Here is an 8,459-nt window from a genome sequence, read left to right as displayed (position 1 = left end):
GCCGACGTGTCGCGATACACCGGCGAACGTCATCGGCAAGGGCGCGGCCAAGTCGGTGATGCGGGCGTCGCCTTCGCGCAGTGCCTCCAACAACCGGCGGCGGGTCGGGTCAGCCAGCGCCGCGTAGGCCCGATCCAACAGTTGATCTTCAACCACTCTGTTGACTATAACAGTCGCCGATGGTACGTCGAGGCCGTGTGTACATGTCATCTGAATTGGCCAAAGCCGCTGCACCACAAGCGGTAGGACAAGTGCGATGAAGACTGTGCGCGGCTAGCTGCTCTATCCGGCGTGTGCCAGGACCGGGTCGAACCGGCCGATCGTCTCGAATCGTTGTGCGCGTCCAACGCGAGTGCAGCCGATGTCGGCGTTGTCCAATGTTGCGAGTTCGTCGCGAAGGGCGGCGCCGATGCGCAGGCAGAACGCTTCCGGTTCGGTGGCAGCATCGGGATATTCAGGGATGACTCGGTCGACGATGCCTTGTGCGAGCAGGTCTGCGGACCGCACTCGCTGTTTGGCTGCCATGGCCGGGGCGTGGCTGGTCTCGTGGTAAAGGATCGCACTGGCTCCCTCGGGGGAAAGCGGGGAAAGCCATCCGTGTTGTGCGGCAAGGATCCGATCGGCGGGTACCAGAGCTAGTGCTCCGCCGCCGGTGCCTTGCCCCAGAAGCACTGAAACAGTGGGCACTTCGAGTAGGAGCATGTCGGCGATGCACCTCGCGATCTCGCCGGCCAGTCCGCCCTCCTCGGCTTGCCGGGACAGCGCGGCACCGGCGGTGTCGATGACGGTGACCAAAGGGATCCGCAGGTCGGCGGCCAGCCGCATGCCGCGGCGGCCCTGTCGGAGCGCTCCCGGACCGAGCGGTGTCTCGGGAGTTTGGCTGTGCCGGTCCTGGCCGAGCAGCACACAGGGCATGTCACCGAATCGCGCGAGCGCCAATAGTAGTCCGGGGTCATTCTCGCCTTGGCCGGTCCCGCTGAGCGCCAGCACAGCTGTCGCGGCATGTCGTAGCAGCTCGCGAACTCCCGGTCGGTCCGGGTGTCGGGAGGCGGTCACCGACTGCCACGCCGGTGTGTCGGCTGGTGGCGTGATGACGGGCGTGGGCGTCGCGGCGTGCGGCGAGTGGGTGATGATGCTCAGCGCGCGGTCCACCATCTCGCCGATCTCGTTCAGAGGCGTCACCGCATCAATAAGTCCGCAGGCGTATAGGTTTTCCGCGGTCTGCACCCCACTGGGGAACGAACTGCCATAGAGCGCTTTGTACACACGGGGCCCGAGAAAGCCGACCAAGGCACCAGGTTCGGCAAAGGTCACGTGGCCCAATGAGGCCCATGAGGCGAACACCCCTCCAGTCGTGGGGTCGCGCAGATACACCAGATACGGCAGGTGCGCGGACTTGTGGGATACCACGGCGTTGGTGATCTTCACCATTTGCAAAAACGCGGCCGTCCCTTCCTGCATGCGTGTTCCCCCCGAAGTGGGTAGCGCAAGCAGCGGCAGTTTCTCGGCGGTTGCCCGTCGGATGGCCGCCACTAGACGGTCGGCGGCCGCGATTCCAATCGAGCCACCAAGGAAACCGAAGTCGCACAGCAGCATTGCGATGCGGCGTCGGCGGATGGTCGCGACTCCGGTGAGCACTGCTTCGTCGAGCCCTGTGTTGGCCCTTGCGCGTGCCAGCTCCTTGGCATACTCGGGGTCGGCCACTACCTCGGTCAGCGGTCCGTCCCAGGATTGCCACGACCCACGGTCAACGATCAGCGCGATGACGTCATTCGCGCCCAGCCGGGTCACCGGTGACCCGCCTGAACCGTTGCGATCAGGTCGTTGTCGGCGCCGAGCACCGGCGGGGCGCTGTGATCTCGGCGGGTGACCTCCGCACCGTTTGTGTCGAAGAACCGCAACGGTGGACCCGGCAACTCGATGGTCCCGAGCGTCGCGTGATCCACCTCGATGAGCAGTCCCTGAGACTTCGTCTGGTCCCACTCGTAAACGTCGCGGATTGTGCGAATGCGCCCGGCCGGGACGCCGATTCGGTCCAGCTTGGCGAGCAGCTCCTCGCTCGGGTAGAGCGAGAAGACGCCCTGGACGAGTTCGTTGACCCTCTTACGGTTGGCCACGCGCTCCGGGTTCGACGCCATTCCCGGTGCCGCGGGATCGAGCCCGAAGCCGTCGCAAAAGCGCTTCCAGAGTCCCGCACTACCGACCGCGATCTGAACGGCACCATCGGCGCTGTCGAACAGCCCGTAGGGGCAGATCGATGCGTGGTGGTTACCGGTCGCCTCGCCGACCTCGCCCGCCACCGTCCATCTCGTGCCCTGAAATGCGTGCACTCCGACAACCGCGGCGAGCAGCGATGCGCGCACCACCTGACCGCAACCCGTTCGCTCCCGTTCGTGCAGTGCCGCAAGGACTCCGAACGCGCCGTACATACCGGCCAGCAGGTCCGCGATCGGCACGCCAACACATTGGGGGTCGGTCGGTCCGGAGCCGGTCACCGACATCAGCCCCGCTTCCCCCTGAGCGATTTTGTCGTAACCGGCTCGCCCGGCTTCCGGGCCGTCGTGGCCGAAGCCGCTGATGGACAGCACAACTAGACGGGGATTGATGTCGGCCAGGTGGGCTTGCGAAAAGCCAAGGCGGTCAAGGACACCGGGACGGAAGTTCTCCATCAGCACATCGGCCCGGCGGATCAGAGTCTCTAGGGTGGCCTTGCCCGCGTCCTCTTTGAGGTCGATAGTCACGGACTTCTTGTTCCGGTTCGTGCATAGGAAGTAGGTGGATTCGCGCTCACCCTGTTCCGGCTCGACAAACGGTGGGCCCCACCCGCGGGTGTCGTCGCCGCCATTTGGGTTCTCCACCTTCACGACGTCTGCGCCCAGGTCGCCCAGCATCATCGCCGCGTGTGGCCCGGCCAGGGCACGGGTGAGATCGACGACTACCAACCCGTCGAGGGGCCCGCGGGGCGCGTCGGCCGGCCGGTCCGGTCGCGTCAGGGATGGAATTGGAGATGCCATGGCAACCACACGCCTTTCCAGATTGGCCTATTGACCTAGTGGCCTAGCCAATAGGCTGCCATGTTCTGCGCTGGCCGTCAAGGGTGTCGGGGCTGGGCCGATCGCGTGCATCGGCCGCATGTCCCCCGCTCGCGGCCAGCGGGAAGGTGACCATTCGGCGCATCTTCGGAGAAGAGTCGCATTCCGTTGTCGCGCCGAAGTATTCGATGTGGCCGAGCGGGGTGAGAGGTCGGTAACGATGGCGGTTACCGCAGGGCCTCCGGGAGATCCGGCGGTGCGCCCAGCTTCGGTGCTCACTCGGGCAGGGGCTGACCGCGGGTCTCGGGCGCCAGACGCACCATCACGATGCCTAACGCAAACACGACTGCCGTCAGGCTGATCGGGATGGCAAGCGAGCCGGTGGCATGGATGCCGTAGCCGATGAGGAAGGTGCCGGCGGCGGCGAACCAGCGCGAAAAAGTGGTGGTGAACGCGAAGGCGGTGGCGCGCATCCGGGTGGGGTATTGCTCGGGCAGCCAGATGGTGAACACCGCGAAATTGGCGCCACCCACGCCAAGGATGGGCAGGAAGACGAAGGTGAGCGCGATCGACTGCAGGGGGTAGGCGAGGCCGTAAGTGCCGACGGCGCCGATGATCATCAGTCCGAACAGCGCGGCCAAGGTGGTTCGGCGCCCGAAGCGGTCGGCAATGCGGGGAACGATGAAGCACCCGGCGATCGTGAAGATCGCGACCGTCATGGCGGAGACACCGGCCAGCCGAACGGTCGCGTCGTGGCTGTAGCCGGCGTGGGTGGCCAGGGTGGTCACGGCGGTGGGGACGTAGGTCGAGCCAGCCCACAGGCCGATGACACACACGGCCAGGAGCAGCAGGTTGCCGATGGTGCGTGCCCGGTAGGGCGGGGTTAGCACCTCGATGACCGGTTGCCAGAAGGAGCGCCGCCGCACCTCCTCGGCCCGCTCTCGCCATCGTTGCGGTTCCGGTGTGGTTCGGCGGATGATGAAGACGGCCAGCGCGGGCAGACCGCCGATGAGGAACATCCCGCGCCAGCCGAGATGCGGGCCGGCCAGCAGATACAGCGTTGATACCGCGAGAACACCGACGTAGGCGGCGGAGTGCATGGCACCGCCGAACCGGGCCCGGACCCGTTCGGGCAGTACTTCGGCCAGCAGCGTGCCGGCCATGGCCCATTCGCCGCCGACCCCGATGGCCGTCAGGAAGCGGTAGCCATTCCATTCCCACACGTTGGTTGCGGTCCCGGCCAGTGCGGTGAAGATGCCGTACATGAGGATGGAGGCGGTCATCGCCGGCTTGCGTCCGAAACGGTCGGCGATCGGTCCCCAAATCGCCGAGCAGCCCCAGCCGAGCAGGAATATCGCGGCGCTAATTTGGCCGTACCAGCCGATGTTGGCGGTGGTGGCTTCGATGCCGGCGCGCGGCAGGAGCGCCGCCATGGTGGGCGCCAGTACAAGCCCGAACACTGTCCAGTTGAAGCCGTCCATGGCCCAGCCGCCGAAGGATCCCCAGAAGGCCCGGCGCTGACCCTTGCTCAGTCTTGGCGGCGGGGCTGCGCCGGTGTCACTGTCGGTGGCTGTGATCTGCGGGCGATCGTGGCTGATCGTCATGGTGAACTCTCGATTCCGGTCGCGCGTCGGTAGTCACGTTTGCTGTGACGATCTTTGGACGGGTGACCCAGTGGATCATTGGCCTAGTCAGTTAAGCAGTGAACGAAGTCACTGTCAACCCGGCGGCGTGATGGCCATTACCACTGCCGGAACAGCACACGTTGTAAGTTGGACAGGAGAGTAGGTGAGCTAGTGGTAGAGCAACTTCGCCCGGTGACGCGGCCGCGGCTGTACGAAGTGATCGTCGAGCAACTCTGTGGCTACATCGCCGACAACGGGCTAAAAGAGGGCGATCGGCTGCCCGCTGAGCGCGATTTGGCAGCAAAGCTCGGTGTCAGCCGGGCATCGCTGAGTCAAGCGCTCGTGGCGTTGGAGGTGCAGGGTGTGTTGTCGGTACGGCACGGCGACGGCGCGGTGCTCATCCGCCCCCCGACCGAGGAACGCGCCATCAAAGCACTACGTGAACACGCCGACCGCATGCCCGACATCATCGAGGCGCGCGAAGCCCTGGAAGTCAGGCTGGCGGGTCTGGCCGCCGAGCGGCGCACCGACGAGGAGATGGCAGCCATCGACGCCGCTATCGCGAAAATGGAAGCGGAGATCGACTCGGGCGAACGCGGTGTTGTCGGCGACGAGATGTTCCACGAGGCGATCACATCGGCGGCGCATTCGTCGCTGCTGGCCAAGCTGATGCGCGAGATCTCCGGGCTCATCCGGGAGACCCGCATCGAATCGCTGTCACAACAAGACCGACCGCGCGCCTCTCTGCAGGGGCATCGGCGCGTCGCCGAGGCGGTGCGCCGCCAAGATCCAACCGAGGCGGCACGTGCGATGGCCGACCACATTCGGATGGTCTCCGACGTCGCCCTCCTGCGCCAGAACAACTGAAAGAGCCCCGCACGCGCCGCGGTGTCCGGCGAAGTGGACGGCGCTGTGGATGACATCGAACCCGTGCGAACTTTCCGGTATGCTGGACTAGTGATCTAGTGACCTAGCCAATAAGGCCGATGGCATCAGCAGGGCAGTATCGGGTCGCCCACGAAGCGTTAATGGTGGTCACACCGCAGAAAGAGGGAACGGCAATGCCCGACCTAGACCGGCAGACCACGGCTGACTACCGGGACGGCTGTCTCGGCTCCGCGCACACCGACGGTGATGCGCTGCACTGCCGGATCACCAATTGACCCCGGCAGGAACAGGACCGGGCATGCGCCGGCGAAGCTTCGTATCGGCCCTGGCCGTGGCGGGCGTCATCGCCGTGGCGGATATGCCCACCGCGTGCAGCGCCCCGCCGAAGAGCGGACCGCCAAGTGGGCCGCCAAGCGGGCCGCCACCGAAGGTCAAGAATGTCGTGCTCGTGCACGGCGCCTACGCGGACGGATCGTGCTGGGCCGATGTCATCCCCCACCTGCAGGCGCGCGGCATGAACGTGGCTTCGGTACAAAATCCGCTGCGCACCCTCGAAGAGGACGTCCAGTTCGCCCAGCGCACGCTCGCACTGATGGACGGCCCGACCGTGCTCGTCGGGCATTCGTACTCCGGAATGATCGTGACGCAGGCCGGCGTCGATCCGAAGGTCACTGCCCTGGTGTACATCGCCGCCCGGGCGCCGGACGCCGGCGAGGACTACACCGCGCTGGCCAAGACGTTCCCGACACCCCCGGCCAGCGCCGGCCTGATCACCGCACCGGACGGCTACGCCCAGCTGAGCCAGCAGGCGTTCCTGCAGGACTTCGCCCAGGACGTGGACCCCACCCGGGCCAAAACGCTCTACGCCGTCCAGGGCCGCATCTCAGGCGAACTGTTCAGCGGCAAAGTGACGCAGGCAGCCTGGCACTCCAAACCGACGTTCTACGCGGTGTCCAAAAATGACCGCACCATCAACCCCGACCTCGAACGGTTCATGGCCAAGCGGATGAACGCCAACACGATCGAGCTGGACGCTAGCCATTTGTCGATTGTCTCCAAAGCCAAGGAGGTCGCCGACCTCATCCTGCAGGCCGCGGCGGTGTAGCACGAAACCCGCGCGCACGGAAAGCAATTAGGGAACCAACCCGCTCGCAGCTCGCATTCAACCGTGGGAAGTCGTGCGGAATCGGTCCCGGTAAGCCTTCGGTGACACCCCGAGGTGATGCACGAAAACCCGTCTGAGCGTTTCCGCGCTACCGAAACCCGTGAGTCGGGCGGTGTCCGCCACGGTCCGCCCGGCGTCCAAAGCCGCTCGTGCAGTATCGATCCGAACCATTTCGACGTACCGAGCCGGCGTGGTGCCGAGCTCTATGTTGAACAACCGCGTCAGCTGGCGCGTACTCAACGAAGCCTGCGCCGCAAGGCTTTTCACACTGTGCTCGGCGCCGGGATTGGCCGCGATTGCATCGGTCACCGCGCGCAGAGCCGACTGTGGTGGCGGATCGGCCTCGACAAGAACCGAGAATTGTGATTGACCCCCGGCTCGTTTGAGATAGACCACCAGTGACCGGGCGACGTCGCGGACCAGTTCCGTGCCGTGGTCCTCTTCAACCAGAGCCAGCGCGAGATCTATGCCCGATGAGACCCCGGCGGATGTGAACACTTGCCCGTCACGGACGAAGATCGCGTCGGGTTCGACCGACACATCCGGGTAGGCGCGGGCAAGCAGCCGGGCGTGCCGCCAATGGGTAGTGGCTCTACGACCGCTCAGTAGGCCGGCTCGAGCCAAGATGAACGATCCCGTGCATATCGACGCGAGTCGCCGGGTCCGCGCCGGGACCGTTTTCAGCGCCTCGACGAGCATCGGGTCAATCGGCCGGCCCACCAGCCCGTCGCCGCCCGCGACGAGCACCGTGTCGGCAGCCTCGATCGACGCGATCCGGTCGGTAACCGCAAAACCCGTCCCGATGGAGGTCTTGACATCGCGGCCGTCGACTGACGCGATCTTGAGCTGGTATTGCGCCCCGAACCGATTGGCTTCCGCGAAAACCTCTGCCGGCCCCGCCGCATCCAGCAGCTTGACGCCGTCAAAGACGACGATCACAACCACCCGCGGCTTCGGAGGCGTGGCCGACACACCGCCAGTATGTCGCAATCTGTGTGAAACGCGGCCGATCGGACAGGGCCCGGTGGGCCCCCAACGACCGCAAACTGGCGGCAGTCAGTCCCCCACGCAAGGAGTTATCCCATGTTTGCAACATCCGCCGAAACCATCGCCGACATCGTCATTCCCGACACCCCTTTGGTGCGCGATGTCACCGCCTTCATCCGGGAGGCGGAGGATGATCTGCTGTTTGACCATTCGCGCCGGGTGTTCTTGTTCGGCGCGCTGCAGGGCCGCCGCCGCGGGCTGCAGCCGGATTTGGAGTTGCTCTATGTCGGGGCGATGTTTCATGACATCGGCCTGACCGAGCGGTATCGCGGCTCGATGCTGCGTTTCGAGGTCGACGGCGCCAACGCCGCACGAGACTTCCTGCGCGAACGCGGTGTCGATGAAGTCGACGCCCGCAAGGTATGGCTGAGCATCGCATTGCACACCACCCCCGGTGTGCCCGAATTCCTCGAACCCGAAATCGCTTTGGTCACCGCCGGTGTGGAGACCGACGTGCTGGGTTTTGGGCGCGAGGATCTGTCACCCGAGGCGCTGCAGGCGGTCACCGCCGCGCACCCACGACCCGATTTCAAGCGCCGGATTCTGCATGCCTTCGCCGAGGGCATGAAGCACCGGCCCCTCAGCACGTTCGGCACGGTGAATGCGGATGTGCTCGAACACTTCGACCCGTCGTTCGTTCGTGACGATTTCGTCGACATCATCCGCACCAACAGCTGGCCCGAATAGGCCTGCAGGGCTCAG

9 protein-coding genes are annotated in these 8,459 nt (G+C 65.5%); 4 read left to right on the top strand and 5 right to left on the bottom strand.

The window, feature by feature from the left end; all coding sequences use genetic code 11:
- From VE759_RS09280 to VE759_RS09265, 4 genes are all read right to left on the bottom strand, one after another.
- On the bottom strand, positions 1–156 hold a 156-nt coding region (locus tag VE759_RS09280), incomplete at its 3' end, for an ArsR family transcriptional regulator (RefSeq protein WP_324930754.1).
- A gap of 126 nt (positions 157–282) precedes the next feature.
- Positions 283–1,791, bottom strand: a complete 1,509-nt coding sequence (locus VE759_RS09275; protein WP_324930751.1) for a carboxyl transferase domain-containing protein — start codon at positions 1,789–1,791, stop codon at positions 283–285.
- Positions 1,788–3,014 (bottom strand): CoA transferase, encoded by a 1,227-nt coding sequence (locus VE759_RS09270; protein WP_324930748.1) that lies wholly within the window; start codon positions 3,012–3,014, stop codon positions 1,788–1,790. Before VE759_RS09270 ends, VE759_RS09275 begins: the two co-directional genes overlap by 4 nt.
- A gap of 293 nt (positions 3,015–3,307) precedes the next feature.
- Positions 3,308–4,636, bottom strand: coding sequence for an MFS transporter (locus VE759_RS09265; RefSeq protein WP_324930745.1), 1,329 nt, complete (start codon positions 4,634–4,636; stop codon positions 3,308–3,310).
- A 192-nt stretch (positions 4,637–4,828) separates the two neighbouring features.
- Here VE759_RS09265 and VE759_RS09260 point away from each other — a divergent pair, with 192 nt between their 5' ends.
- The 3 genes from VE759_RS09260 to VE759_RS09250 all read left to right on the top strand — a co-directional run bounded on the left by VE759_RS09260 (position 4,829) and on the right by VE759_RS09250 (position 6,650).
- Positions 4,829–5,524: a FadR/GntR family transcriptional regulator gene (locus VE759_RS09260; protein ID WP_324930742.1), complete on the top strand. Its 696-nt coding sequence runs from the start codon at positions 4,829–4,831 to the stop codon at positions 5,522–5,524.
- A 119-nt stretch (positions 5,525–5,643) separates the two neighbouring features.
- Entirely contained in the window at positions 5,644–5,820 is a 177-nt protein-coding gene (locus tag VE759_RS09255) for a hypothetical protein (RefSeq protein ID WP_324930739.1), read from the top strand.
- A 23-nt stretch (positions 5,821–5,843) separates the two neighbouring features.
- The gene (locus VE759_RS09250; protein WP_324930736.1) at positions 5,844–6,650 is read left to right on the top strand and encodes an alpha/beta hydrolase; all 807 of its coding nucleotides are present in this window, start codon (positions 5,844–5,846) and stop codon (positions 6,648–6,650) included.
- A 57-nt stretch (positions 6,651–6,707) separates the two neighbouring features.
- Here the strand turns inward: VE759_RS09250 and VE759_RS09245 are convergent, their stop codons facing one another.
- Entirely contained in the window at positions 6,708–7,682 is a 975-nt protein-coding gene (locus VE759_RS09245) for a GlxA family transcriptional regulator (protein WP_324930733.1), read from the bottom strand.
- A 111-nt stretch (positions 7,683–7,793) separates the two neighbouring features.
- On the opposite strand from VE759_RS09245, the gene VE759_RS09240 reads away from it, so the two are divergent.
- A complete protein-coding gene (locus tag VE759_RS09240) occupies positions 7,794–8,444 on the top strand; it encodes an HD domain-containing protein (protein ID WP_324930730.1) in 651 nt (216 codons plus the stop codon).
- Positions 8,445–8,459: the final 15 nt, after the last annotated feature.

Origin of the sequence: Mycobacterium sp. (genome assembly GCF_035640695.1) — a bacterium.
GTDB lineage: Bacteria > Actinomycetota > Actinomycetes > Mycobacteriales > Mycobacteriaceae > Mycobacterium.
Note: the sequence above shows the minus strand (reverse complement) of the source record. Positions and strands in the feature narration are given on the sequence as shown.

Bases quoted from the DNA above. Each gene is read 5' to 3' on its own strand.
- VE759_RS09270 (WP_324930748.1), bottom strand. From the start codon at position 3,014: ATGGCATCTCCAATTCCATCCCTGACGCGACCGGACCGGCCGGCCGAC.
- VE759_RS09265 (WP_324930745.1), bottom strand. From the start codon at position 4,636: ATGACGATCAGCCACGATCGCCCGCAGATCACAGCCACCGACAGTGAC.
- VE759_RS09255 (WP_324930739.1), top strand. From the start codon at position 5,644: ATGGCATCAGCAGGGCAGTATCGGGTCGCCCACGAAGCGTTAATGGTG.
- VE759_RS09250 (WP_324930736.1), top strand. From the start codon at position 5,844: ATGCGCCGGCGAAGCTTCGTATCGGCCCTGGCCGTGGCGGGCGTCATC.
- VE759_RS09240 (WP_324930730.1), top strand. From the start codon at position 7,794: ATGTTTGCAACATCCGCCGAAACCATCGCCGACATCGTCATTCCCGAC.